At 69.7% G+C, this 26,831-nt stretch carries 21 protein-coding genes and 1 pseudogene; 9 read left to right on the forward strand and 13 right to left on the reverse strand.

All coding sequences use genetic code 11. From position 1 onward, the window contains the following. Window positions 1-12: 12 nt before the first annotated feature. The 4 genes from EV186_RS03435 to ssd all read right to left on the reverse strand — a co-directional run bounded on the left by EV186_RS03435 (window position 13) and on the right by ssd (window position 4,026). Complete coding sequence (locus EV186_RS03435; RefSeq protein ID WP_133847606.1) at window positions 13-699, reverse strand: type II secretion system F family protein; 687 nt, start codon at window positions 697-699, stop codon at window positions 13-15. A gap of 81 nt (window positions 700-780) precedes the next feature. Further along, window positions 781-1,590 (reverse strand): type II secretion system F family protein, encoded by an 810-nt coding sequence (locus tag EV186_RS03440; protein WP_133847607.1) that lies wholly within the window; start codon window positions 1,588-1,590, stop codon window positions 781-783. A 181-nt stretch (window positions 1,591-1,771) separates the two neighbouring features. Next, entirely contained in the window at window positions 1,772-2,920 is a 1,149-nt protein-coding gene (locus tag EV186_RS03445) for a TadA family conjugal transfer-associated ATPase (RefSeq protein ID WP_133847608.1), read from the reverse strand. 14 nt (window positions 2,921-2,934) lie between these two features. Continuing rightward, a complete protein-coding gene (gene ssd / locus EV186_RS03450; RefSeq protein ID WP_133847609.1) occupies window positions 2,935-4,026 on the reverse strand; it encodes a septum site-determining protein Ssd in 1,092 nt (363 codons plus the stop codon). A gap of 376 nt (window positions 4,027-4,402) precedes the next feature. Between ssd and EV186_RS03455 the strand changes: the two genes are divergently transcribed. From EV186_RS03455 to murQ, 6 genes are all read left to right on the forward strand, one after another. Further along, window positions 4,403-5,209, forward strand: a complete 807-nt coding sequence (locus EV186_RS03455; RefSeq protein ID WP_133847610.1) for an HAD-IB family hydrolase — start codon at window positions 4,403-4,405, stop codon at window positions 5,207-5,209. Window positions 5,210-5,754: 545 nt separating this feature from the next. Further along, on the forward strand, window positions 5,755-7,578 hold the full coding sequence (locus EV186_RS03460; protein ID WP_133847611.1) for a glycoside hydrolase family 3 protein: 1,824 nt from the start codon (window positions 5,755-5,757) through the stop codon (window positions 7,576-7,578). 10 nt (window positions 7,579-7,588) lie between these two features. Next, on the forward strand, window positions 7,589-8,851 hold the full coding sequence (locus EV186_RS03465; protein ID WP_133847612.1) for an exo-beta-N-acetylmuramidase NamZ family protein: 1,263 nt from the start codon (window positions 7,589-7,591) through the stop codon (window positions 8,849-8,851). 7 nt (window positions 8,852-8,858) lie between these two features. Further along, on the forward strand, window positions 8,859-10,622 hold the full coding sequence (locus EV186_RS03470) for a serine hydrolase domain-containing protein (RefSeq protein WP_133847613.1): 1,764 nt from the start codon (window positions 8,859-8,861) through the stop codon (window positions 10,620-10,622). Between the two features lie 151 nt (window positions 10,623-10,773). Continuing rightward, a complete protein-coding gene (locus tag EV186_RS03475) occupies window positions 10,774-11,712 on the forward strand; it encodes a MurR/RpiR family transcriptional regulator (protein ID WP_166659003.1) in 939 nt (312 codons plus the stop codon). Further along, window positions 11,675-12,652, forward strand: coding sequence for an N-acetylmuramic acid 6-phosphate etherase (gene murQ / locus EV186_RS03480; RefSeq protein ID WP_133847614.1), 978 nt, complete (start codon window positions 11,675-11,677; stop codon window positions 12,650-12,652). The genes EV186_RS03475 and murQ overlap by 38 nt, the downstream gene beginning before the upstream one ends. 206 nt (window positions 12,653-12,858) lie before the next feature. Here murQ and EV186_RS03485 read toward each other — a convergent pair whose 3' ends face one another. Next, window positions 12,859-13,668, reverse strand: a complete 810-nt coding sequence (locus EV186_RS03485) for an AraC family transcriptional regulator (RefSeq protein ID WP_243753798.1) — start codon at window positions 13,666-13,668, stop codon at window positions 12,859-12,861. A gap of 86 nt (window positions 13,669-13,754) precedes the next feature. On the opposite strand from EV186_RS03485, the pseudogene EV186_RS03490 reads away from it, so the two are divergent. After that, a pseudogene (locus EV186_RS03490) lies at window positions 13,755-14,555 on the forward strand (DMT family transporter); the annotation flags it as partial. A gap of 32 nt (window positions 14,556-14,587) precedes the next feature. Here the strand turns inward: EV186_RS03490 and EV186_RS39810 are convergent. After that, complete coding sequence (locus tag EV186_RS39810) at window positions 14,588-15,319, reverse strand: Fic family protein (protein WP_133847616.1); 732 nt, start codon at window positions 15,317-15,319, stop codon at window positions 14,588-14,590. Between the two features lie 177 nt (window positions 15,320-15,496). Between EV186_RS39810 and EV186_RS03500 the strand changes: the two genes are divergently transcribed. Further along, window positions 15,497-16,132, forward strand: coding sequence for an acetate uptake transporter (locus EV186_RS03500; RefSeq protein ID WP_133847617.1), 636 nt, complete (start codon window positions 15,497-15,499; stop codon window positions 16,130-16,132). Between the two features lie 115 nt (window positions 16,133-16,247). After that, window positions 16,248-18,233: an acetate--CoA ligase gene (gene acs / locus EV186_RS03505; RefSeq protein WP_133847618.1), complete on the forward strand. Its 1,986-nt coding sequence runs from the start codon at window positions 16,248-16,250 to the stop codon at window positions 18,231-18,233. Between the two features lie 72 nt (window positions 18,234-18,305). Here the strand turns inward: acs and EV186_RS03510 are convergent, their stop codons facing one another. The 7 genes from EV186_RS03510 to EV186_RS03540 form a co-directional block, all read right to left on the reverse strand. Beyond that, entirely contained in the window at window positions 18,306-19,709 is a 1,404-nt protein-coding gene (locus EV186_RS03510; protein WP_166659004.1) for a DUF4407 domain-containing protein, read from the reverse strand. After that, window positions 19,690-20,622, reverse strand: a complete 933-nt coding sequence (locus EV186_RS03515) for a hypothetical protein (protein WP_133847620.1) — start codon at window positions 20,620-20,622, stop codon at window positions 19,690-19,692. Before EV186_RS03515 ends, EV186_RS03510 begins: the two co-directional genes overlap by 20 nt. A 16-nt stretch (window positions 20,623-20,638) precedes the next feature. Next, complete coding sequence (locus tag EV186_RS03520) at window positions 20,639-22,882, reverse strand: nSTAND3 domain-containing NTPase (RefSeq protein WP_133847621.1); 2,244 nt, start codon at window positions 22,880-22,882, stop codon at window positions 20,639-20,641. Continuing rightward, window positions 22,879-23,586 (reverse strand): hypothetical protein, encoded by a 708-nt coding sequence (locus EV186_RS03525; RefSeq protein WP_133847622.1) that lies wholly within the window; start codon window positions 23,584-23,586, stop codon window positions 22,879-22,881. The genes EV186_RS03520 and EV186_RS03525 overlap by 4 nt, the downstream gene beginning before the upstream one ends. A gap of 121 nt (window positions 23,587-23,707) precedes the next feature. Next, window positions 23,708-24,406 carry a Crp/Fnr family transcriptional regulator gene (locus EV186_RS03530; RefSeq protein ID WP_133847623.1) on the reverse strand — a complete coding sequence of 233 codons (699 nt, stop codon included), beginning with the start codon at window positions 24,404-24,406 and terminating at the stop codon, window positions 23,708-23,710. Window positions 24,407-24,632: 226 nt separating this feature from the next. Further along, window positions 24,633-25,337: a lysophospholipid acyltransferase family protein gene (locus tag EV186_RS03535; protein ID WP_133847624.1), complete on the reverse strand. Its 705-nt coding sequence runs from the start codon at window positions 25,335-25,337 to the stop codon at window positions 24,633-24,635. A gap of 11 nt (window positions 25,338-25,348) precedes the next feature. Continuing rightward, on the reverse strand, window positions 25,349-26,812 hold the full coding sequence (locus EV186_RS03540; RefSeq protein ID WP_133847625.1) for a peptide MFS transporter: 1,464 nt from the start codon (window positions 26,810-26,812) through the stop codon (window positions 25,349-25,351). Window positions 26,813-26,831 lie beyond the last annotated feature (19 nt).

Consider the following 26,831-nt stretch of genomic DNA (forward strand, 5'->3'; position numbering starts at 1 on the left):
CTCTGTGGACGTTCAGGGGCTGATGCCGGTGGCGAGGCTCGCGACGACGGGCACCACGCCGAGGCAGATGAAGGCGGGCAGGAAGCAGAGCCCGAGCGGCCCGCTGACCAGGACCGCGGCCCGTTGCGCGCGGGCTTCGGCGGCGGCCTCGGTGCTCGCGCGGACCTCGTCGGCCAGGGCTGCCGCGGCTGCGGCCAACGCCGTGCCGGAGCGTGCGCTGCGGCGCGCGGCCCGGGCCAGCGGAGCGGTCGACGGGCACTCCCTGGCCGGGTCCCAGGCTTGGACCGGGTCCGCACCCAGGGCCAGGAGGTCCGCGGTGGCGCGTAAGGCTTTGCCGGGTGGGCCGGCCAGATCTGTGGCCACGGACTGGATGGCGTGGGAGACCGGGAGACCGGCGCGCAAGGCGGCGGCGAGGAGTTCCCAGGTGATGGCCAGCCGGAAGCTGTCGGCCTTGGGTTGGGGCGGTTGGGTCGCGCGGCGGGCGAACCACCATGCTCCGGCGGCCGCGGGGATGGCGAGGATCGGCGTACCGAGCGCGAGGCAGAGGGCGGCGGCGCCCGGTGCGGCGACGACCGGGAGCCAGTGACGTCGTCGGGCGGGCTTCGGGTTGAGGGCAGCGAGCCGTGCGGCCGCACGTCCGTCCGGGAACGCGAGGGCGGCGGCTGCGGCGAGCGCGGCGGCTACGGGTTGGGTGTTCATGGCGTCACCGGGTCTCGATCGGTTGTCTCACCGCAACAGACGCGGCCGCGGGCGAATCCGGGCAAGAAATTTGGTGGCCGGTCATCGGTGCGTCGCCTGGGCGGTGAGTTTGGCCGTCCACACCAGTCCGGCGCTGGTCAGGAGCGCGCCGAGGACGAGCATCGCTTGACCGATGCCGGTGTGGGCCAGCACGTGGATGGGTGAGACCCCGGTCGACTCGCCGAGGGCGATGCCGATCAGGGGCAGGGCGGCGAGGATCGTTGCCGTGGTCCTGGGGCCGGCCATGCGGGCCTGGACCGTCTTGGCGTGCCGGGCCCGCAGTTGGAGGTCGCGGCGGGTGGCGTCGAGGACGTCGGCCAGCGGCAGGCCGTTGCGGGTGGAGAGCCGGACGGCCATGCCCAGTTCGGGTAGGTGTCCGGCGAGGGCGGGTAGGTCGGTCGTGGCCAGGGCTTGCTCGATGTCGCCGCCCAGCCGCGACGCGGCCGCGATCGTGAGCAGGACGGTGGCGGCGTCGGGGTGGGCGTCGTCGGCCGCTGCCTCGGCCGCGGCCACCGGGTGCGCACCCGTGCGCAGGGCGTCGGCGAAGGACCGGAGGGCTTCGGCCAGGCCGGCCACGGCGGCGATCGTCGCGTCTTGCGTTCGGCGGATCTTGTGGAGGCGCCACAGGGTTGCGGTGATCAAGGCGGCCGCTGCCGCGCCACCGGGGCCGAAGGCCAGCAAGCCGACGGCGGATGCGGCGGCGAGCAGCAGCGGGAGGCGGGGTGGCCAGAGCCAGCGCGGGCGGGTGAACGCCCCGGGTTGGCGGGTCAGGCCTCGGAGTCGTGCTCGGGCTCTCGTGTCGGGCCACGCGAGGATGCCGAGGGCGGCGAGCACGGCCGATGCGGCGGTCATGCGGTGGAGCCGTTCCGCGTTGGCGGGCCGCTCGTGCTGCTCGCCGCGCCGGCCACGGTCGGAGCCGTCGACTTTCCGCGCTGCCGGGATGGCGTGTCGGCCGGGCTCTGCGCATGGGCGGAAGCGTTGGCAGCGAGGCGAATGCGCAAGACCGCCGGCCGTGCGGCGGGCGAAGTGGTGGTCATCGGAAGGCCAGTTCCTGGAGGTCGGCCTCGGCGGCCAGCCAGGTGCCGTCGCGCCAGGCGGGGATGGGCTGGACCCGGGCACCGGGGTGGTGGAGGACCGCTATCTCGGCGAGGTGGCGGGTTCCGTCGGCCTTGCGGCGCATGTGGAGGATCACCCGCACCGCCGCCGCCAACTGGCTGTGCAGGGCCTCGCGGCTGAGCCCGCCCAAGGCGCCCAGGGCCTCCAACCGCGCCGGGATCTCCGCCGGGGAGTTGGCGTGGACCGTGCCCGCTCCCCCGTCGTGGCCGGTGTTGAGGGCGGCCAGGAGCTCGCAGACCTCGGCGCCGCGGACCTCGCCGACCACCAGGCGGTCGGGACGCATGCGGAGGGCTTCGCGGACCAGCTCGCGGACGGTCACCGCGCCCGCTCCTTCCACATTGGACGGACGGGCGACCAGGCGGACGAACTGCGGGTGGTCGGGCTGGAGCTCACCGGCGTCTTCGATGGCGACTATGCGTTCGGTCTCGGGCACCCCACCGAGCAAGGCCGCGAGCAGCGTCGTCTTGCCGCTGCCGGTGGCGCCGGAGACCAGGAAGGCCACCCGGTTGACGACCAACTGGCGGACCAGGTCGGCGATCTCGATGTCGAGGGTGCCCAGGCGCACGAGGGTCTCGAGGTCGTGGCTCGCCGGGCGGAGCACGCGCAGGGACAGGCAGGTGCCGTCGGCGGCGATGGGCGGGAGGACGGCGTGCAGGCGGATCCGGCCGTGCGGGCCACTGCCGGGCAGCCACCCGTCGACGTACGGGGACGCGTCGTCCAGGCGCCGGCCGGCGGCCATGGCCAGGCGCTGGGCGAGCCGGCGGACGGCGTCCTCGTCGGGGAAGGTGACGTCGGTGCGGCGCAGGCCGTCGGGGCCGTCGACCCAGACCTGGCCGGGGCCGGTGACCAGCACGTCCGTTGTGGACTCGTTGCGCAGCAACGGCTCCAGTGGACCCGCGCCGGTGAATTCGTGGTCGAGGCGGTGGAGGGCGTCCAGCACGTCGGCGTGGCCGACCACCCCACCGGCTTCGGCACGGACGGCTTCGGCGACCGTTGCCGGGTCCACGGCGCCACCGGCGGCGGCGAGGCGTTTCCGGACGCGTTCGACTACATCTACTGTGGACATTCGAGGGCTCCTGGTTACGCGGCGGTCTTGACGGAAGTGGTCGCCGCGGCGACGGCATCGAGCACGACAGCCGTGGCCAAGGCGAGCGGGCTCCTTGGGGGAAGGTCGAATTCGCCAATGTCCAGGGATCTGGCCAGGGCGGGTTGGTCGCGCATCTCGGTCAGCAGCGGGACCTCCAGCACCTTCGCCAGGTCGCCGCCGGTCAGCCCGGTCGGCGACAGGCCACGGGCCACCAGCTGGACGTTGTCGGTGCGGTCACGCAACTTCGCCGCCAGGCCGCGCGCCGCCGAGCACGACCGGACGTCGACCGGAACCACCAGAACCGCCATTGCGGACCTGGCCAAAACCGCCGACTCGCGCTCTCCGATGGTGCGCGGCAGATCGCAGACGACCGTGTAGCCCGCGCGGAGGCCGGCTTCGACCACGGCGGTGACGGCGGCCGCGGTGGTCGGGCCGCGTTCGTGGCTGCGGCAGGCCAACACGGTCAGCTCCGCCTTGCCGCGGCCCATCGTGGGCAGCGCACGGCGCAACGCCGCCGCGGACACCCGGCCCGCCTCGATGCGCAGGTCGGACCACCGCGCGCCGTCCAGCGAGTCGGCGCCGAGCACCAGGTCCACGCCGCTGCCGTGTGGATCGCAATCGACGAGGAACACGTTGTGGCCACGGTGAAGCGCGGCAAGGCCGAGCGCGGCGGCGAAGACCGACGCCCCCGCGCCACCCCGGCCGCCGACCACGGCGATCACGACTCCGGGACTGCGTGATCGGCCCTCCGCCGCGTCGGCGAACTCCTCGACGAGGTCGCCCTCGCCGACCGGCAGGCGGATCACGCGGGCGGCGCCGAGGTCGACCGCGCTCTTGTAGACAGTCCCTGGGTGGTCCTGTGGACACACCAGTACAACGCCGTGGTGGGCGGGCAATCGGGCCGCGTGCCACTCGGCGGCGGCCGACGGGTCGAGCACGACGAGGCGTGCGCCGTGGGCGTCGCGGCGGGCCGCGACCGCGTCGGGCGCGCGGTCCACGGTGCAACTCGCGGCCGCGGCGACGCGGAGCACGGTGTCGAGCAGGTCCGGGTCCCGGACGCAGACGACCGCGCGGTTGGTGGTCATGGAAGCTCCCCCAGTTGTTGCCGGTTGTGCTTCCACCGTCACCCCGGGACATGGGGCGCACAACGGGGGTGAGCCGATCTGTGGATAACCGGGTGCCTGTGGAAAACCCCAGTCGCGGGAAGGAAAAAGGTGCAGACATGGGACGACCCCCGCCAGGGGGGAGGGGCGGGGGCCGTCAGAGGTTCAGCCCCGGGGGGTCGGACTGAACCGGCCCGGCCATAGGCCGGACATCTCCTACTGTATCCCCTTGGCCCCACTTCGTGGCTACGAAAGGGCGCAAGTTGCGCGGCAACCTCGTTACCTGGCCGCCGACACAACTCTTGACTAGGACGTTTGGGCGCCCCAACACCCCCGCCCGCGCTCCTATGCTGGCTCCGTGAGCAGTACTCCCGGGCGCGTCGCCGCCTTCTTCGACCTCGACAAGACGGTGATCGCCAAGTCGAGTGCGCTCGCCTTCTCGGGCCCGTTCTTCCGCAACGGCCTGATCAACCGCCGGGCCGTGCTGAAGAGCACCTACGCCCAGTTCGTCTTCCTCGCGTCCGGCGCGGACGCCGACCAGGTCGACCGCATGCGCGCGCACCTGACGTCGCTCTGCACGGGCTGGGACGTCGAGCAGGTGCGGTCGGTGGTCGACGAGACCCTGCACGACATCGTCGACCCACTGGTCTACGCCGAAGCCGCGCACCTGATCGCCGAGCACAAGGAGAAGGGGCACGACGTCGTCGTGGTCTCCGCGTCCGGTGAGGAGATCGTGTCGCCGATCGCCACCATGATCGGGGCGACCCACAGCGCGGGCACGCGCATGGTCGCGGTCGACGGCCGCTACACCGGGGAGATCGACTTCTACTGCTACGGCGTGAACAAGGCGCAGGCGATCGAGCACCTGGCCAAGCAACACGACTACGACCTCGCGGCGAGCCACGCCTACAGCGACTCCGTGACCGACCTCCCGATGCTGGAGGTCGTCGGCCACCCCGCGACGGTCAACCCGGACAAGGAACTGCGCGCTATCGCGCTCGACCGCGGCTGGCCGGTGCTCTCGTTCTCCAAACCGGTGTCACTGCGGTCGCGGTTCCCGACGCCGTCGGGCACGGTCGTCGCGGCCGCGGCGATCGGTCTCGGCGCGGCGGCCGCGGCCGGCGCCACCTGGTACGGCCTGCACCGGCGTCGCAAGCGTTCTTGATCGCCGAAACCCTTACGACGCAAGAACAAATGCCGCCCGTTCGGCGGTATCCGGACATCGTCCACAAGGCGTACACCGACCGGCCAAAGTGGTCACATGGCGTGGCGATCTACCACTCGCAGACTCTGTACCGGTGCACCCGTCTGTGGACTTGAAGTGACGGCCATCACTGGGTAGAAATGGTGGTGCGGACCCCAGTTGGCCAGGGGCAACACGAAGAGAAGTGTTGACCACCCCGATCGGGCTCCGTGCGCGAACGCCGGGCACCCACGCGCAGCACGCCGCGGGAGGCACGTCGACAAGGGCTTGCGTACCGGGACGCTGGACGCCGAGGCCCTGTGAGTACGACACAGTTGCACGCCTGGTAACCCGAGTGGTTCGCGCGGAGCGGGCGGGGCCTACCCATTGGGTGGGCCCCGCCCGCATTTGCGCTGTAAACAGCGGACTGCGCCCGTTGACCCCAGGTGGTGGCGTGGGTAACTTACCAGTGCCTTGCCAATCCGGTGAGAAGCTTTCGAGCCGGTGTGTTCGATCAGGAGGCCCTGGTGCCCGTTCCGCGTGCACGTCGCCGCGTCTTAGTACCCACCCTCACCGCAGCAGCGGTGCTCGCGTCGGCCGGCGTAGCCGCCGCGGGACCGGCTCAACCCGAAGGCCAGCACGTGGACGCGCTCACCGCGCAGGCCACCGCCCTCATGCACGGCATGAGCCTCGAGGAGAAGGTCGGCCAGCTCTTCGTCGCGACGGTCTGGGGCAAGTCCGCCGACGAGGCCACCCAGGCCAACATCGACCACTACGGGGTCGCGACACCGGCCGAGGTGGTGCAGCGCTACCACGTTGGCGGCGCCATCTACTTCAACAACGCGACCACCGACAACGTCGACAACCCGACGCAGCTCGCGCACTTCTCCAACGGGTTGCAGCGGGCCGCGATCACCGCCGGCCCGCACGTGCCGCTGATGATCAGCATCGATCAGGAGGGCGGCAACGTCACCCGGATCGAGGCGCCGGCCACCGAGTACCCGTCGAACATGGCGATCGGCGCGACCCGTGACCCGGCCAACGCGACCCAGCTGGCCACGATCAACGCCCACGAGCTGCGCGCCATGGGCATCAACCAGGACTTCGCGCCGGTCTCGGACGTCAACTCGAACCCGTTGAACCCGGTCATCGCGGCCCGCTCGTTCTCCGCGCACCCGGACATCGTGAGCCAGATGGTGTCCGCCGAGGTCAAGGCCTACCAGGGCTCCGGGCGGCCGACCGAGACCGTGTCGTCGGCGGCCAAGCACTTCCCCGGCCACGGCGACGCGGCCACCGACAGCCACACGGGCCTGCCGGTGATCAGCCGCAGCGAGGCCGACTGGCGCAAGATCGACCTGCCGCCGTTCCAGGCCGCGATCGCCTCGGGCATCGACGTGATCATGACCGCGCACATCTCGATCCCGAGCCTCGACCCGTCGGGCTGGCCGGCCACGCTGTCCAAGCCGATCATGACCGGCATCCTGCGCAACGAGTTGCACTACGACGGCGTCGTGGTCACCGACTCGCTGGGCATGCAGGGTGTGCGCGACATGTTCGGCGACGCCGAGGTGCCGGTCATGGCGCTCGAGGCGGGTGTCGACCAGCTGTTGATGCCACCGGACCTCAAGCTCGCCGAGGACTCGGTGCTCAAGGCCGTGCAGAGCGGGCGGCTGACCGAGCAGCGCATCGACCAGAGCGTGCTGCGCATCCTCAAGCTCAAGCTGAAGCGCGGCGTGCTGATCTCGCCGTTCGTCAACGAGAACAAGGTCATGACGAAGGTCGGCACGCCGGAGCACCTGGCGGCAGCGCAGGCCCTGACCGACCCGTCGGTGACCGTGCTCAAGAACGACGACGGCGTGCTGCCGTTGAAGAACCCCGGCAAGGTGCTGGTCGCTGGCGTCGGTGACACCGTGAACCAGGACAAGACGCCGACCCAGCTCGCGGCCGCCCTGACCGCGCGCGGTGCCCAGGCCACGGCGCTGCCGACCGGGCTCAAGCCGACCGCGGCCAAGATCACGGCGGCGACCGAGGCGGCCGCGGCCAGCGACGTCGTGGTCGTGCTGACCAACAACCTGCCGGTCAACACCACGCAGACCGACCTGGTCAAGGCCTTGCTCGCCACCGGCAAGCCGGTTATCGCCGTCGCGTCGCAGGCGCCTTACGACGCCGGGTACGTCACCGACGCGCCGACCTGGGTGGCCACCTACTCGTGGCGCGGCGTCTCGATGACGGCGCTGGCGAAGGTGCTGACCGGCGAGATGTCGCCGCGGGGCAAGCTGCCGGTGGACGTGCCGGTCGGCAACGACGCCTCGAACATCCTGTTCCCCTTCGGCACCGGCCTCACCTGGTAAGGGCGACCACATGACCATCGGCAGGCGCGGGTTCCTCGCCGCGTCCGCACTGGGCACGGCAGTGCTCGGTGCGGGCGTGGCGAGCGCCGACCCCAGCAAGGCGTTCAACCACGGCGGCGGCTCCGTGCCCGGCGCGGACGTGCTGGCCCAGCAGGGCTGGAGTGCGCTGGCGGGCAAGCGGGTCGGCGTGGTGTCCAACCCGACCGGCATCCTCGGCGACGGCACGCACATCGTCGACTCGATGGTGGCGGCCGGGGTCAAGCCGGTCGCGGCGTTCGGGCCCGAGCACGGCTTCCGCGGCACCTCGCAGGCCGGCGGGTCCGAGGGCGACTACAACGACCCCCGCACCGGCATCCCGGTCTACGACGCGTACGGCGCGACCGCCACCAAGCTCGCCGGGATGTACACGAAGGCCGGCGTGGACACGGTCGTGTTCGACATCGCCGACGTCGGTGCCCGCTTCTACACCTACATCTGGACGCTCTACACGGCGATGAAGGCGGCGGCCGCGGTCGGTGCCGCGGTCGTCGTGCTCGACCGGGGCAACCCGATCGGCGGCGAGGCGGACGGTCCGATGCTGGATCCGGCGTTCTCTTCGGGCATCGGATTGAAGCCGATCGTGCAGAAGCACGGCATGACCGTCGGCGAGCTCGCCCGCTACTACAACGGCGAGTTCCTGCCGTCGGACGGCGGTGCCGTGACGAGCCTGTCGGTCGTGCAGGCCCGTGGCTGGCGGCGTGATCAGTTCTTCAGCGAGACCGACCGGCTGTGGGTGCCGCCGAGCCCCAACATGCCGACCGAGCGGACCGCGCTGGTCTACCCGGGCCTGTGCCTCTTCGAGGGAACGATCCTGTCGGAGGGCCGCGGTACCACCAGGCCCTTCGAGACGATCGGCGCGCCGAACATCGACTGGCGGTGGTCGGAGGCGCTCAACGCCATGCAGCTGCCTGGCGTCCGCTTCCGCGAGGCCTACTTCGCGCCCACGTTCTCGAAGTTCGTCGGCCAGGCGTGCGGTGGCGTGCAGGTGCACATCACCGACGAGCGCCGGTTCGAGGCCATCCGCTCCGCGGTGGCCATGATCGTGACCTGCAAGCAGCTCTACCCGGGCATCTTCGCCTGGCGTCCGGACAACTACATCGACAAGCTTTCCGGCTCCGCCCGGCTGCGCACGATGGTCGACGCGGGTGCGTCGGTCGACGAGGTCGTGGGCGCGTGGCAGGCCGAACTCGCCCAGTTCCGTCAGCGCAGGCGGCAGTACCTGCTGTACAGATGAGGTGACCATGATCCGACGGATGTTGCCGGTGATGGTGGCAGTGGTGAGCATGACCGTCGGAATGACGGTCAGCGCATCAGCAGCCCCGGATCGCCACGGCGGGAACCCGCACGCGGCGGGCTTCGACCACCCCTTCGCCGGCTACATGCCGGGCGGCACGAAGCTGCGCGAAGGGTCGCTGGCCAGCCAGGACCTGGACCCGGGTCCGATCGCCGAGGCCGACGCCAAGATCGACAAGTGGACCCAGAACGACCCGAAGACGGGGCACCCCCTGTTCTCCGGCGCGGTCACCATGCTGGTGCACAACGGCGTGATCGTGCACCGGCACAACGCGGGCATGGCGCTGCGCTACGCCGACGCCACCGGCACCGAGCTGCCCGCGGACCAGCAGATCCCCATGCGCGACGACACGATCTTCGACATGGCGTCGATCTCGAAGCTCTTCACCTCGATCGTGGCCATGCAGCTGGCCGAAGAGGGCAAGATCGACCTGACCAAGCCGGTCGCGCAGTACCTGCCTGGCTACGGCGTGAACGGCAAGGACGCCATCACGTCGGTCATGCTGCTGACGCACACCTCGGGCCTCAAGCCCGACCCGGTGCCCTCGCTCTGGCAGGGCTACCCGGACGTCCCGTCGCGCAAGGCGGCGATCCTGAACGAGACGCCGCAGGCCACGCCGGGCACGAAGTACATCTACTCCGACGAGAACATGCTCAGCCTGCAGCTGCTCGAGGAGCACGTCACCGGCCAGCCGCTGGACGAGCTGGTGCGTGAGCGCATCACCGGCCCGCTGCACATGGTCGACACCGGCTACAACCCGCCGGCGAGCAAGAAGAACCGGATCGCGGCCGAGGAGTACGAGATCGCCCAGGGCCGCGGGCTGGTGTGGGGGTCGGTGCACGACGAGAACGCGTGGTCGCTCGACGGCGTCGCGGGTCACGCCGGTATCTTCTCCACCGCCGACGACCTGGCGATCCTGGGGCAGATGCTGCTCAACGGCGGCATCTACAAGGGCCACCGGATCCTGCAGCAGCGCATGGTCGACCAGATGATGGTCAACTACAACACCGCGTTCCCCGGTGACGACCACGGCCTGGGCTTCGAGCTGAACCAGCGCTGGTACATGGGCGGGCTGACCGGCACGCGCACGATGGGTCACACCGGGTTCACCGGCACGACCATCGTGATCGACCCCGACTCGCGCTCCATCGCGATCGTGCTGACCAACCACGTGCACCCGAACCGCAACTGGGGTTCGGTCAACCTCGCCCGCGAGGCGGTGGCCAACGGGCTGGCCAAGGCGATGGCCGTACACCCGGTGCGGGGTCGTGACTCCTGGTACTCGGGCATCGGCGACGCGAGCACCGCGGCGTTGACGACGCCGGTGTTGCAGTCCACCGATGGCACCGTTCGGGTGAATTTCTCGGCATTCGTGGACTCCGAGGAGACCGATCCGCTGGTTCTCGAGTCCAGCACCGACGGCACGACGTGGAGCCCCGTCCAGGTGACGGCGGAGGGTCACGGAGCACCGGCTGGAGCGCAGGATTATCTGTCCGGTGGTGGACATCGTTACTGGTGGAAGGTATCGGCCTCGATTCAGACGGCCGGTCCGGTCACCCTGCGGTGGCGGTACACCACCGACCCGCGCTACACCGGGCGTGGCATCAACCTCGATGGGATCTACATCACCGACGGTAACCACATGCTGCTGGACGGTGAGAAACAACCTCACCTGTTGAGCGCTCAATCTTGGCAACTTCGATCTCGTTGATCCAAAGACGTTAACGCGACGACCACGACCAGCGATTTCCAGGCAAGCTCGCCACCAGGGCGACTGAAAGTTCGGACACGTTTGGGTAGCGTGGAGGTTGAACGCTACCCACCACCTTGTCGGCCCCCATCACAGTTAGTAAGTTTCCCACGTGAGCAGACCTGAGACTTTCGCAGCGCAGCAGAGCGAGACCAGCCCGCTGGTCCGCATCCGCTCCCTACTTCCTGGCCTCGCGCGCGCCGAGCAGCGGGTGGCCAAGGTCGTGCTCGACAACCCGGCTGGAGTCGCTCGACGGAGCATCACCGAGGTGGCCGAGGCGGCTAACACCAGCGAGACAACCGTCACGCGGTTCTGCAAGGCGATCGGCGTAGGAGGCTACCCAGAGTTGCGGATCGCGCTCGCCGCGGACACCGCGCGCAGCGCGGCCCTCGACGAGCAACGCGACCTCGGCGGCGAGATCGCACCGGACGACGACATGCGCACGGTCGTCGACAAGGTCACCTTCGCCGACGCCCGCGCGGTCGAGGAGACCGCCGGGCAACTCGACACCGTTGTCCTGCAGAAGGTGGTGGACGCCGTGTCGACGGCGGGCCGGGTCGACGTCTACGGCGTCGGCGCCAGCGCGTTCGTCGCCGCGGACCTCCAGCAGAAGCTGCACCGCATCGGCCGGATCAGCTTCGCCTGGAACGACACGCACATCATGCTGACCTCGGCCGCGGTGCTCAGCAAGGGCGACGTCGCGGTGGGCATCTCGCACACCGGGGCGACCGCGGACACCGTCGAGGCGTTGCGCACCGCGCGCAACGCGGGCGCGACCACCGTCGCACTGACCAATTTCCCGAGATCACCGATCAGCGAGGTCGCCGACTACGTGATCACGACCGCGGCCCGGGAGACCACATTCCGGTCCGGGGCCACGGCCAGCCGCATCGCGCAGCTGACGGTGATCGACTGTCTGTTCATCGGCGTCGCCCAGCGGCACCTGGACGAATCGATCGGGGCATTGGACGCCACCCGCGAAGCGGTCGGCACTCACCGGTTGGAGAGCAGGCATGACGGTCGACGCAAGTCGCGTGACAGCGGTAAGTGATTCGGGGGTTAGCCAGGTGACCGTGCCGTCCCAATCGGTGAGCGTGGATTCACCCACGGAACGGCGCAACCCCCGCAGCACGGACATCGACCAGATGTCCACCATCGAGATCCTGCGCACGATCAACGCCGAGGACCGGCGGGTGCCGTACGCGGTCGGCATGGTGTTGCCCGAGCTCGCCTCGGCCGTGGACCTCGCGGTCCACGCGCTGAGCAACGGGCACCGGGTGCACTACGTCGGCGCGGGCACCTCCGGTCGGCTGGCGTCGGTCGACGCCGCCGAGCTCCCCCCGACCTACAACGTGCCGCCGACGTGGTTCGTCGCGCACCACGCCGGTGGCACGGGTGCGTTGCGCCAGGCCGTGGAGAACGCCGAGGACGACGACGACGCCGGCGCCCGCGAGATCCGCGGCGACGCGCGCCCGGGTGACTTCGTCCTCGGCCTCACCGCGTCCGGGCGCACGCCGTACGTGCTCGGTGCGCTCGCCGCCGCCCGGCAGCTGGGTGCGCGGACCGCGCTCGTGTCCAACAACCCGGACGCGCAGCGGGTCGACGTGGACGTGCTCATCACGGCCGACACCGGGCCCGAGGTGATCGCCGGGTCCACCCGCATGAAGGCCGGGAGCTCGCAGAAGCTGATCCTGACCGCGTTCTCCACGGCGGTGATGGTCAAGCTCGGCCGCACGTACTCGAACCTGATGGTGAGCGTGCGCGCGACGAACGCGAAGCTGCGCGGGCGGACCGTGCGGATCCTGCGCGAGGCCACCGGCCTGGACCAGCAGGAGTGCGCGGACGCGCTCAGCGAGGCCAACGGTGACCTGAAGGTGGCGCTGGTGCACCTGTTGTCCGGGGTCGACGTCGAGCGCGCGGCGGACGCGTTGACCGAGACCGAGGGACACGTGCGCAAAACCCTGGAACTACTCGGCGCCTCGGTCATCTGAGGCCCGATCCTCGATCTCGCAGGCGATGGCCACCCGGCCATCGCCTGTTGGTCGTGCGGTCCGCGTACGGCACGGGCCGGCAAAATGACACGGCGGCCGCGACCCACCCCAGGCCACGACCGCCGTCGTCACCGGCTTTGTCGTGCGGGCGGACACGGGCATTAGCCACCGAATGGATCTGTCCCAGAACTGTCCTGTTCGGAGATTCAGCCCGCGCTGCGGTACGTGCCCGGCGTGATGCCGTAGCAGCGGCGGAACCACCGCGTGAGGTGGGCCTGGTCGGCGAAACCGCTCAACGAAGCGGCTTCCGCGGGCGCGACACCGTCCGCCAGCAGGTTTCGCGCCGCACGCAAGCGAAGCAGCCGCTGGTACCCACTTGGTGACATCCCGTACGCGGCACGGAACGCGCGGTAGACCGCGAAGCGGCTGGTACCGGTCAGCGACGCCAGGGTGGCGGCGCTCAAGTCCTCCAAGTACCTGTCCTGCAACGCCGATCGCACCAAGGCCGCCAGGTGCTGCCCGCCGTCCACGGCCCGGATCGTGGGTGTGCTGCGGGCTCCCCGGCCGACCATCGCGGCGACCGCGCCGGCGAGGGCCTCGTCGCGGGCGAGGGTGCTGCCGCCGCCCGAGGCGACCCGGTGGAAGCGCAGCAGTGCTTGGGCCAGAACAGGATCGTGCAGCACCGGGTCGGCGAACAACGGGAGCGTGGGCGAACCGGTCAGCTCGGTGAGCAGGTCGCCGACCAGCGAGGGTCCGATGTGGACGATCCGGTAGGTGAACCCGTCCTCGGTGGCGGCGTGGCCGTCGTGCGGGTCGTCGGGGTTGAAGGCCATGACCATGCCCGCGACGCTCGTGCGCTGCTCGCCGCGGCAGGTGAACGCCTGCGCGCCCATCTCGGTCACGCCGAACGAGTACGCGTCGTGGCTGTGCGGGGCGTAGGTGTGCGCCTCGAAGTGGGCGTGCATCACCTCGAGCGGCTGGTCAGCCGATCGCCAGTAGGACGCCCAGTCCCCCACCGGTCCATTGTGCACCCGCGCACGTGCGTTCAATACCGGCCCAGCCGGTCGCCCAGAGACTGGGACGCATGCGACTCGTCCTGGTCATGGTGGCGTGGGGCAGCGCCTTCGCGGGCTCCAAGGCAGGCGTCGACGCGGTGGCCCCGCAGGTCGCCGCGGCGATCCGGTTCCTCGGCGGCGGGCTGGTCCTGCTCGCCGTCCTGCCGTTCACCGGCCAGGCCGCCCTGCGACCCAGGGATGTGGCCGTCACCGGCGGGCTCGGCCTCGTCGGGGTCTTCGGCTACAACACGGCGTTGTTCGCGGGCCTGACCCTGGCGCCCGCCGCCGACGCCAGCGTGCTGATCCCGACGATGAGCCCGGTCTGCACCACCGTGGTCATGGCGATCGTCAGCCGTTCCCGGCTCCGGTCGCGAACCGTCGTCGGGCTGGTGTGCGCGGTGGCCGGAGCCGGGGTCTTCCTCCTGGGCATCCCGGACAGCAGCACGCGATTGCTCGGCGACCTCGTCTACGTGGCCGGTGCGGTCTGCTGGTCGGTCTACACGATGTGCGGCGCGCCGGTCCTGCGCCGGTTGCCCACCTTGACCGTCACGACCTACGCCACGGTGGCCGGTGGGCTGGTGCTCGCGGTGAGCGCGCTGCCGGTGGTCGGTGACGTCGACTGGGCGGGCCTCACGACCGGGTTCTGGCTCGATCAGGCGTACCTGGTCCTGGTGCCGACGGCGTTGGCCTACCCGCTGTTCTACCAAGGGGTTCAGCGCCTTGGCGCGGCCCGGGCGGCGAGCATGATGTTCCTCGTCCCGGTGTTCGGCGTGACCCTGTCCGTGACGTTGCTGCACGAGCGGATCACCGTCGTGCAGGTGCTCGGCTCCGGGTTGCTGCTGGCCGGTGCGTGGCTGGTACAGCGCCAAACCAGGAAGGGTCAGCCCAAGGCGGCGTCGGCGATCGAGGTCGCTTCCTTGGCCCCGGCCACGACGGACTCGCAGCAGAACACCAGCCACGAAGCCACGGCGTCCGGGTCGCCGGTGCCGAAGGCCGCCGCGGCCGACGCGTAGTTCTCCGCGCGCCGCAGGCAGAACACCTCCGGCACGGTCAGCGCCTTCGGGTCCAGGCCGGTGCTGATCATGGTCAGCCGGGTCACGGCCCGCGCCACCACGCCGTTGGCGCTGTCGAAGGGCGCCAACGTCAGCAACTCGCCGTGCACCACCGCGGTGAGCACCGGACCCGGCACCGAAGTCCCGCCGGTGACCAGTGACGCCAGCAGGGTCAGCCGGCCGGATACCCCGCGGTCGGCGCGCGGCCGGCCGAGCGCCTCGTCGTCGGTGAGGTCGCGGGCGGCGAGCATGTGCAGGCGCGCAAGCGCTTGCAGCGGCGCGCGTTGCCAGGTCGGCAGGACCGGGCCGATCGCCTCGGCCACCCGCAGCGAACCGGCCAGCACGGGATCGGACACCTCGCCCGCGGCCGGGATCTCGGCGCTGCCGCCGTCCAGCGCGGCCGACGCCCGCGCGGCCCGGACCGACGCCTCGGCGGCCGTGGCCGGCCAGCCCCTGCGGTTCGCCGGGTGGCGGTGCACGGTGTCGACGGCGTCACGCGCGGCACGCACCGCGTCCTCGACGCCGGGCAACGTCAGCAGGCGGCTGAGCGGATCGGTCACGGCGCGGACAGTACCGGGTGCCGCTCATCGCACCACCGTCACTCACATGGACCAACGGTCGTGCCGTTGGCCGATAAAGGGCAACCCCAACCTTGTACGAAACCCATGGTTGGAGTAGTTCACTAATTGTCGGATGAACATCAAGAACTCACGGCTTGGGCCAAGAGGAGCACGTTCATGTCGAGCATCAAGACCAGTGCCCACTCCACCGCTGACACCCCGACCGCGCCGGCGACGCCGGCCAACCCCACCGCCGACCCAGGCCCGCTCGGCCTCGCCGGGTTCGCGGCGACCACCCTCGTGCTCAGCTTCGTCAACGCCGGGATCGTGGGCGCGGGCGTCGCCGCCGCCGTGCTGCCCCTCGCCCTGTTCTACGGCGGGCTGGCCCAGCTGATCGCGGGCATCATGGAGTTCCGCAAGGGCACCACCTTCGGGGCGACGGCGTTCTGCACCTACGGCCCGTTCTGGATGGCCTTCGCCTTCTTCAACTGGTTCTTCGCCAAGGACGCCGGCGCCGACACGAGCAGCGCCGTCGGCATGTTCCTGCTGGTGTTCACCATCGTCACCGCGTACCTCGCGGTCGCGTCGCTGGCCACCAACGGCGCTCTCGTCGCGGTGTTCGTGCTGCTGGCGCTGACCTTCCTGTTCCTGACCATCGGCGCGTTCGGCGAGGCCGACGGCATGACCAAGATCGGCGGCTGGCTCGGCGTCATCACCGCGGTCGTCGCCTTCTACACGTCGTTCGCGGTCGTCACGAACGACACCTGGAAGCGGACCGTTCTGCCAGTTTTCCCAATGGCACCTCGTGCATGACAATCGGGGCGGGTCGCCCGCCCTCGGGTGACCCGCCACAATGCGATTCACTGGTTCAGACCACAGCGGCAACGCCGGTCCTGACTGCGGACCGGCTTTCAGGAGGTCCATCACCATGACAGAGTCGTCGGGTCAGAGCCCCGCGCTGGACAACCTGCTGACCGAGAGCAGGACGTTCCCGCCGACGGACGAGTTCGCGGCCAACGCGAACGCCAAGGCGGAGATGTACCAGCAGGCCGACGCCGACCGCGAGGCGTTCTGGGCCGAGCAGGCCCGCCGCCTGCACTGGGACACCGAGTGGGAACAGGTGCTGGACTGGCAGCCGCCCTTCGCGAAGTGGTTCGTCGGCGGCAAGCTCAACGTCGCCTACAACTGCGTCGACCGGCACGTCGAGGCGGGGCTCGGCGACCGGGTGGCGCTGCACTGGGAGGGCGAGCCCGGCGACTCCCGCACGATCACCTACGCCGACCTGCAGCGCGAGGTCAGCAAGACCGCGAACGCGCTGATCGAGCTGGGCCTCGAGACCGGCGACCGGGTGGCCATCCAGATGCCGATGGTGCCCGAGGCGATCTTCGCCATGCTCGCGTGCGCACGCCTCGGCCTGGTGCACAGCGTGGTGTTCGGCGGGTTCTCCTCCACGGCGCTGCGCCAGCGCATCGAGGACGCCGAGGCCAAGCTGCTGATCACCACCGACGGGCAGTACCGGCGCGGCAAGCCCGCGCCGATGAAGGACAACACCGACGAGGCCACCAAGGACACGCCGAGCATCGAGCACGTCGTCGTGGTCAAGCGCTGCGACATCGAGGTGCAGTGGACCGAGGGCCGCGACCTGTGGTGGCACGACCTGGTGGATCGCCAGTCCGACCAGCACACCCCGGAGGCATTCGACGCCGAGCACCCGCTCTACATCCTCTACACCTCGGGCACGACCGGTAAGCCCAAGGGCATCCTGCACACCTCCGGCGGCTACCTCACGCAGGCGTCCTACACGCACCACAACGTGTTCGACCTCAAGCCGGAGTCCGATGTGTACTGGTGCACCGCCGACATCGGCTGGGTCACCGGGCACAGCTACATCGTGTACGGGCCGCTGTCCAACGGCGCGACCCAGGTGGTCTACGAGGGCACGCCGAACACCCCGAACGAGGGCCGGCACTGGGACATCATCCAGAAGTACAAGGTGTCCATCTACTACACCGCGCCCACGCTGATCCGCACGTTCATGAAGTGGGGCGACGACATCCCGAAGGGCTACGACCTGTCGTCGCTGCGGGTGCTGGGCTCGGTCGGCGAGCCGATCAACCCCGAGGCGTGGATCTGGTACCGCGAGACCATCGGCGGTGGCCGGACGCCCGTCGTGGACACCTGGTGGCAGACCGAGACCGGCGCGATCATGATCTCGCCGTTGCCGGGCGTCACCGCGGCCAAGCCGGGTTCGGCGCAGCGCGCGCTGCCCGGCATCAGCGCCAAGGTCGTCGACGACCAGGGCAACGAGGTCCCGCACGGCGGCGGTGGGTACCTGGTGCTCGACAAGCCGTGGCCGTCGATGCTGCGTGGCATCTGGGGCGACGAGGAGCGCTACCGCGAGACGTACTGGTCGCGCTTCGCCGATCAGGGCTTCTACTTCGCCGGTGACGGCGCGAAGTACGACAAGGACGGCGACGTCTGGCTGCTCGGCCGCGTGGACGACGTGATGAACGTGTCCGGGCACCGCATCTCCACCACGGAGGTCGAGTCGGCGCTGGTGTCGCACCCGACCGTGGCCGAAGCGGCCGTCGTCGGCGCGACCGACGCGACCACCGGCCAGGGCATCGTGGCGTTCGTGATCCTGCGTGGCAACGTCGCGCAGGACGAGGCCAAGGGCGAGGAGGCGATCAAGGCGCTGCGCGACCACGTGGCCAAGGAGATCGGCCCGATCGCCAAGCCGAGGCAGATCATGGTCGTCGCGGAGCTGCCCAAGACCCGCTCCGGCAAGATCATGCGGCGCCTGCTGCGTGACGTGGCCGAGAACCGCGAGGTCGGCGACGTCACCACGCTCGCCGACTCCGCGGTGATGGACATGATCAAGACGGGCATGGCCGAGGGCAAGTCCGAGGAGTAGGGCTCGACGCGCAAGGGCGGGGCACCTCGGGGGTGCCCCGCCCTTCGCGTCTGCTGGACGTTCCTGAACAGATCACCCGCCCCGGCCGTTGATTCCATGCAGTGGCTGGAAGGGCACCCCGTTCGTGCGGCGGGCCGGCTCCCCCTGCCGGAGCAGCTCGTCCGCGAGTGCGGAGATCTCCTGGTCGAGTTCCATGCTCAGGTAGACGTCATCGACGTGCGCCTGCTGTTCGGAGCTGCGGCGCCGGGAGCGGAGATCGGACACGAGGAACGCCTCGGTCGTGGCCATGGCCTCGTCGTAGGCCTTGCCCGTCCCTTGGCCGCGCCGTTCGACGCGGCGGTCGTACTCGGTGGTGCCACCGAGGAACTTCACGAGCACGGGCATGCAATCGATGGCGATGAAGAACAACCGAATGGCCCACGTGGCCCCGTTGAGGAACCCGTTCGAGCTGGTGAGGTCGTCCAGGGCGCGGAACCGCTCGAGCAGGCCGATCGGACCCTGGCTCGCGCGCAGTTCGTCGATCTTCGCCGCGATGGCGGTGGTGCGCCGCTGCTCGTAGGTCTGCTGCGTGGTGTTGAGATCACCTTCCAGCCGGACGATGCCGGCTTGCAGTGTGGACAGTTCGGTCTCGTGCTGGGCGGTGTTGTGCGAGACGCGGTATTGCCTCGCCTCGTCCTCCCGCTGCTTGCACTCGGGTCCGCGCCCGGCCTTGCCGGTCGTGCCGGGACCACTGGTGCCCGCGCATTCGTTCGCGGCCAAGGTGTCCCTGCGTGCCTGCTCCTTGTTGTCCTGGTTGATCGTGGTTTGCAGTGTCTGCGCCGCCTTGCGCTTCTCGTTGAGGTCGATCTGGTTGGCCGCGAACGCGGCGTCGAGGTTCAGCCGGTGCTGGTCGCATCGGGCGGTCTCGGCAGCTGCCTTCGCCGCGTCGCCCGCGTTCGGCTCGGGGTTGCATTTGGTCAGCGAGCTCTCCAGGTCGCGGACCGCGTCCGACCGCTCGTTGGTGATGTGCTGCTCGATGGCCGTCTCGAACACCCGCAACACCAACGGTTCGGCGATGACGACGCCGAACATGAAGGCGAGCACGAACCGTGGCACCAGCAAGGATGCCCGGCGCCCCCACCGGCCGCCGGTGGAGCTGGACACCAGCCACCGGTCCAGGTTCGCGATGAATACGCCCCAGATCAGCACTGGCAGGAGGATCAGCGGGCTGAAACCGCCCAGCACCTCGCTGAGCGCCATCGCCATCGAGAACGCCGCGATGGTGGCCGTGCCGAGCACGATACCGCCGAGTGCCGTGTACTTGGCCCGGTCACCCGGCGCCCAGAGCAGCAGCTTCTCGTCGACCCCGGCCAGCCAGCGCAGCGCCCGGCCCGCGTTGGCCCGGCGGTTCTCCTCGGCGTCAGGCACGGCAGGCACGATCTCCAGGCCCGGCGTGTCCAGGACGTCCGGCTGGTCGTCACGCCTCGAGCTGCCCACGGTCGCCATCCCCCTCGAGCTGGTGCGAGGCCGTCGGCCGACCTCCGACCAACCGATCCATCAACGAGTCGACCACCCGCTGGGCGTCCACCGCGATCATGTCCTTTTCGGCGTCCGACAACGACTTGAGCAGCTCCATCATCTGCTCCTGCTTGCGCTCCTCGAGCTCGTAAACCCGATCGGCGGCCGCGGCCACCGTGCGTTCGCCCCGGGCGACGGTGATGCCCGCGATCGCGGTGGCGCCGCGCTCGAGGTAGGACGAGTAGCGATCGGCGTCGCGGTCCTCGCCTTGGTGCACGAGGCCCTTGTGCAACTGGTCGCGTCGCGTGTCACGCATCCGCCGCTCGTGCTCGGCGAGCTCCTTCGGCGTCGCGGTGCGCACGCCGGCGAACTCGACCACGACGCCGTCGATCATCGGACCGCGGACCCGCACGTAGGCCTCGACCCGGGCCCAGACCTTCTCCCGGACGTCGTTGATCTGCTCCACGGTGTGCTGGACCCCGAGCTTGAACAGGGTGGCATCGCGCCGCAGGTACTGGCGCAACGGCTCGACCAGGTCGCGCAGGCCGTACTGCGCGACGAGCTCGGCATCGCGGACCTGGCAACGGAAATCCACCATCACGAAGAAGTCGTCGGCCGGGCTGCTCGACGGGATCTGCAGCGAGACCGTAACCGTGCGCGGTCGCATGTCGACCGTGGTCACCGAGATCGCGTTGATGACGAGGTCGTCGCGCTTGTGCAGGTGCCTGCGCTCGGTGAATGCCACGTAGCCGGAGTCCACCTCGAAGACCGGCACCGTGCCGGGGATGTGCTGGGGCAGCTCGGACACGTCGCGGCTGCGCCGCAACCAGCCGCGGATGGCGGGACTGAGCGGCTGCTCCTTGAGAACGGGGAAGGAATCTTGCTGAGCCATCGTGATCAACTCCGATTCAGTGCTTGGTGGCCGGGCGCAAGGCGCCGAGGAAGGTGGACAGGAGCACGTGCGAGGCGTTTGACCTGGCTCGGCGACCGGTGAGTTCGCGAACCAGTTCGGCGCCGCGCAGCTCTCGGTGGCTGAGCGGCATGGCGGCGTAGATGGCGGCCCCGAGCCGCGCGACCGCGTCCTTGGCCGCGCTCTCGTCCCGCAGTGAGTCGAGGACTTCGCGCAAGGCACCGATCGCCGCCGCGCGGTGCGGAGCGCTACACAGCACATCGGCCCAGAGCACACCGATCGCGTCCACGTTGTCCGGTTGCTCCAGCAGGATCTTGCGGATCACGGGCTGCTCGTCGCCGGCTTGTTCCGCGCACAACAAGGCGACGACCATGGACCGCGCGGACCGCACCACGTGCACGGTCAGGCCGCGCTCGTACCGCTCGGTGTTCACGTCCTGCGAGCCGTCCCGATCGAGGCCATCCCGGTCGGCACGCTGGTGCTCGGCCACAAGGGCATCGGCGCTCTCCCCGGTGTCCTCGAGCTTGGCCCGCCGGGGTGTGGTCACCCCGCGCACCTCGTCGGTGACCATCGCCAGCATCCGGCCGGCGTGCTCCGGACCTGCATCAACCGACACGGCGAACAAGTTGCCGACCGCGAACTGGGCGACCATGCCGATCCGCTTGGCCCGCAACGACAAGAAGACCAACCGGCGCATCGCCTCGTCCGGGAAGCGGACGCCGAGCGGACCGCCGAGGGCGAGCGCGGATGTGACGCCGCGCTTGATCCCCTGGTCCTGCCCCCATTCCAGCGCGGTGGTCAAGGCGACCGGGGCGAGCCTGCTGTTTGCGCTCATCACCTGCAGCACCATCGCCGCGGTCGTGCGCTCGCTCACCGTCCCGTTCGCCCACGGGTCCAGGTACTTGCGCCGGATCTCGGTGAAGTTGGCCTTGGCCAGCAACGCAAGGCTGACGGCGACCTGGACCTGGACCTCGTCGCGAGGATTGCCGCCGCACAGTTCGAGTAGCCACGACTCGACCGGTCGCCAGAGATGGTGGTCATAGCGGCGGTGCATCTCGAGCAGGACGTGCTCGCGGTGGTCATGGTGGCGAAATCGCAGCCGCCGGCCGTCCAACCACGCGTCGCTGCCGTCGTCCTCGTCGAGGCCCGATGTGTACAAGGGGTGGTCGACCACCCGCTTCGGGAGGACCTCCTCGCTCGGCGCGATGTGAGGAGCCGCTTCGCGCGCCCCCTGCGCCTGCTCCACGTGCGCCATGAGGAGTCTGGTGAGCGAATCGTGCATCTGCTCGGATTGCTCGCCCGCGACGGCGAGGGCGGTGACCGCCAGCAGGTCCTTCTTGGTGACGTTCCCCTCGATCCAGCTCGTGACCTGGGCGTGCGGCTCGTCGTCCATCGTCGCGTTCGCCTTGTCCGGATCGCTGACCAGAAGCCGGGCGAGAGCCGCGACATCCCCCGGGTGCGACCGGGTCGAGATGTACTGGCGTGCCTTGTCCAACAGTTCGGCCGGGACGGCGGCACCGTTCAAGTGGCTCAGCAGCACCGCTTCCGCGTCCGGTGGTGTGACGTCCACGGCGAAGTCCGGCAGCGCCTTGCGGCTGAGTTGCCGGGACGTCGTCGTGATGACCAAGAACGCCCCCGCCTTGCGCACGCTCTTGGCCAATCGCTCCGCTTCGAACCGCAGCACCGAGCTGTTCGCGTCATCGCCGACGAGGTCGACCACCACGTAGCCGACCCCGGCCTCGTAGTCCTGATCGGCGAGCCGGGCGACCGTGTTGGCGGGCGACGCCTTGACAAACCTGCCTCCCCTGCCGATCCGGCCCAGCAGCAAGTGCAGCGCGAGCGCCTGCTTCCCGACACCATCGGCTCCGGTGAGGACCACCATCGCGGCGCGGTCGAGCCGGTCGGCCGCCGCGCCTGTGCACCCCGGCGGCACGAAACCCTGAACGAGTTCGTCGACGACCTCACCCGGGAGCTCGCCCGGCGGCGACGCGGCGAACCGCGTCTCGCCCGCGAAGCCGAACGAGGCGCCGCCCGCGTCCACGCGGCCGTGGAAGTTGTTGACCACGTAGAGGCGGCGCATCGCGCTGCGTCCGTCCTCGGCGGTGAAGTCCTCTTCGACGCGCGCCTCGTCCTTGATCCGCGCTTGCGCTTCCGGCTGCTCCAGCTTGCGGTCCTGGCCTTCGTTCGGAGGAGTGGCGGCCGGGTCGGGCCGGGGCGCCGCAGCCTCGGGATCAGCGGTCATCGACCCACTCCGAGCTCGAAACCGAAATTCGCTCGCCGTGCGTCGACCGGCCCGTGGAACTCGTTGACCACCTGGGACCGGGCGGTTCCGACCACCGGATCACCGGCCGGTGCGGCCGCCGGGGAACTCGCGGTCGCAGACTCCGGCATGGGGTCACCGGCCTCGTGGCCCGGCACCCAGAGCCAGGCGTCTGCCTCGAATCCCTTCTCCCGTACGACGACCCGCCGCAGGTGGGCCGGCCGCACGGTCGTGCTCAACGTCGCGATGAAGTCCTGGTAGACCTGGTCGGAGAACAGCACCGCGAGATCGGCGTCGCTGTCGATCAGCGCTTGCCGCAGCACGGCGGAGTCCAGCATCCGGCCGACCACGATCGGCGCCGGGCCGGCGTAACCGTTGGCCGCTTCCGCCAAACGCCCGAAGTGGACCGCCAGCCGGAGACGGAGCCGTGCGTCCGGTGCGACACGGCCGTTGTACCGGCTCAGTTCGGCTGACAGTTCCCGGACGTAGCGATCGACGACGAGGTCTTCGCGCTCGTCGACCGGCAGCACGGCGAACTCGCCGTCGCCCGCAGGCTGCTTGGCCCAGGTCGCGCGGTCCAGGCCTGCTGCTCGTGCCGCGTGGTCGCACGACGCGACCAGTACGCGCTGCAACTCGCGCTGGTCCTGATCGGAACCGCGGCTGTACCCGCGCGCATCCACTGCCACGCAGAGCTTCCGCGTTGTTAGTCCATCGGTTGTCACGTTGGGCCTTTCGAGTGGTCAACTGCGATCCGTGACCATGGTCAACTGCGATCAGTCACAGAACTCCGCACAGATGCGGGATTGCTCAGTCGAGCGCGAGACGTTCCAGCTCGGCGAGATCGAGGACGATCAGCTTGCGGTACTTGCTGCGCACCACGCCCTCGCGATTGAGGCGCGCGAGCTCCTTCTCGGCAGTTCGCAGCTTTGTCCCGGCGAGCGACGCGACCTCCGCCTGGGTCAGGGGGACACCGAGATCCCAATGACCATCGACCTGCTTGCCATAACCACACACGACTTCGTAAAGGACACGGGCGACCCGTGTGCGCGGTTCTTGCGAGTTGAAGTCCAGGCGGCGCCGGTTCGCCCACCGCAACCGCCGTGCGGTCATCCTGGCCAGCCCGAGCGCGATCTCGGGGTACTTGCGGGAAAGCGCGATCAGCTCACCCGAACCGATGGCTCGAGCCTTGACCAAACCGCTCGCGACGACGTCCGCGGACCGCAGAGTGCGCTCGAGCGCGGCCATCTCCCCGACGATGTCACCCTGCACCCGGATGCCCAGCAATGCCGTGTCCCCGTTGGCATCCCGCGCCGAGACCTTCACCTTTCCGTCAACCAGCAGGTATGCGTGTGTACCCGCCGCGCCCTGTTCCACCAACGGCCGTCCGTCGGTGAAGGTCACCGCGGTTCCGGCCCGCAACAGGGAAAGCCTTGCCGATGACCCGAGACCGCCCAACAATGTCTCCTCCGACCAGCGCCGGTCGTCAACCGCGCGCGGCTCGACCAACTTGGACCTCCTGGCGGGAACGGATCATGTCCCAGTTTGGTCAGGGCAGATCCGAATCTCGCGATGTCGGCCAACAAGTCCACCAATGCCGCCGCAGATCATCCGAATGTCGTATCCGACGGATGACAGATCGCACATCTGGGCAGAGCGTTACGCCACCGGCGTGAATCGGAAGGCACAGCCCGGCTGGAGAGGAAATCGTCCAGAAATTGTCAATGAATCGCTATCACCCGCGGATGGTGGCCAGCTGTTCGGTGATGGCGGCCATGATGCGCTTGGTCGCCTCGTCCAAAGTGGTCTTCGTGCGAGGCGAGTCGTAGAGGTCGGTGAGGTCGACCGGCGGGCCCGCGACGACCTGGATCGTCTTGCGGGGCCACAACTTCACCTTCTTCGTGTCGGCCGGCAGCAGTTCGTGCGAACCCCAGATCGCGACGGGGACGACCGGCGCCTTCGACTCCAGCGCCACGCGGGCGATGCCGTTCTTCACCTTCGGCTCCGGCCAGTGGTCGGCCTGGCGGCCGATGCCGCCCTCGGGGAACACCACGACGCACTCGCCCGCGCCGACCGCGTCCACCATGCCGTGCAACGCCTGCACCGCCCGGATCGAACCGCGTTCCACCGGGATGTGCTTGCCGCCCGCCAAGACCCACTTGACGACCGGCGCCTTCCACAGCTCGGCCATGGCCAGGTAGCGCGGGATGCGCCGGCCGGCCAGCACGAACGCCGTCACCGGGATCGGGTCCACCATGGACAGGTGGTTCGACGCCACCAGCACGCCGCCCTCGCGGGGTAAGTTCTCCTTGCCGTGCCAGCGAAGGCGGGTGGTCAGGGCGATCAGCACCCAGATCAGGTCGATGGCAACGCTGAACCAGAACCCGCGGCCGCGACGCGGCGAGCGGAACAGGACGTCGATGGTCTTCGGGGTGCGCACGCCCCCATCATCTACCGGACGCCGTGCATCAGGGCGCGCACCTTCGGCACGAACGCGAGCAGGGCCAGGCCGATCACCAGCGCGACGATGCCGAGCAGGCCGAAGTACGGCGTCTCGTTCTCGTCGGCGTGGTAGTAGTCGGCGAGCTTGCCCGCCACCGACGTGCCCAGCGCGATGGACAGGTAGAACAGCGCCACCATCTGCGCGCGGAACGCCTCCGGCGAGAGCTTCGTCGACAGCGACAGCCCGATCGGCGAGAGGTTCAGCTCGGCCAGCACGAACACGATCAGCACGCCGACCAGCAGGAACGGGTTGACCGAGTCCTTGCCGCCGATGAAGCCCATCGCGGCCATGATCAGGAACGCCACGCCCATGCCGATCGCGCCCAGCGCGAACTTCACCGGCGTGGACGGCTGCCGGTCGCCCAGCCGCGTCCACAGCCACGCGAAGACCGGCGCGAGCAGCACCACGAACAGCGGCTCGACGGAGTTGAACCACGACGGCGGGACGTTCCAGCCGAACACGTTGAGGTCCAGCCGCTCGTCGGCGTAGATCGCGAGCACGGTGAACTGCTGCTGGAACAACGCCCAGAAGGCGAAGCTGACCAGGAACAACGGGATGAACGCGACGACGCGCTGCCGTTCGACCTGGTCGACCCGGCTGCTGGACAGGATCACCACGAACAACGCGATCGCGGCCACGGCGATCACGATGGTGACCACGTCGGCGAGGTTGTCCTTGGTGATCACGCCGGTGATCAGCAGCAACGCGATCACCACCGCGAACCCCACGACCAGCCCGATCGTCCGGATCCGGGCGGCGCTGGTGATCGGGTTGGGCACGACCCGGCCCTGTTCGGGCAGGTTGCGCCGCCCGAGGGTGTACTGGACCAGCCCGGCCGCCATGCCGATCGCGGCCAGCCCGAAGCCGTAGTGGAAGCCCAGGCGGGTCTGCAGCAGGCCGGTGAGCAGCGGGCCGACCAGCGCGCCGAGGTTCACGCCCATGTAGAAGATCGAGAACCCGGCGTCGCGGCGTTCGTCGCCCTGGGCATAGAGCATCCCGACGATCGTCGTCGCGGTCGCCTTCAGACCGCCGCTGCCCAGCGCCACCAGCACGAGCCCGCAGGCGACGCCGGTCAGCCCGGGCAGCACCGCGAGGCTGAGGTGGCCGAGCAGGATGAGCACGCCGCTGTAGAACAGGGTGCGTTCGGGGCCGAACAGGCGGTCGGCGACCCAGGAGCCGGCGATGGTGGCGAGGTAGACCGACCCGCCGTACGCACCGACGATGCCGGACGCGACGCCCTCGTCCATGCCGAGGCCGCCCTGCTCGGCGGTGTAGTACAAGTAGTAGAGCAGGATCGCTTGCATCCCGTAGAACGAGAAGCGTTCCCACATCTCGGTGCCGAACAGGTTGGCGAGACCCTTCGGGTGGCCGAAGAACCGCCGGTCGGTTTGAGGCTGCGTCGAGGTCGTCACCGCATCCCATCCAGGTGGT

Origin of the sequence: Labedaea rhizosphaerae, assembly GCF_004362825.1 — a bacterium.
Taxonomy (GTDB): domain Bacteria; phylum Actinomycetota; class Actinomycetes; order Mycobacteriales; family Pseudonocardiaceae; genus Labedaea; species Labedaea rhizosphaerae.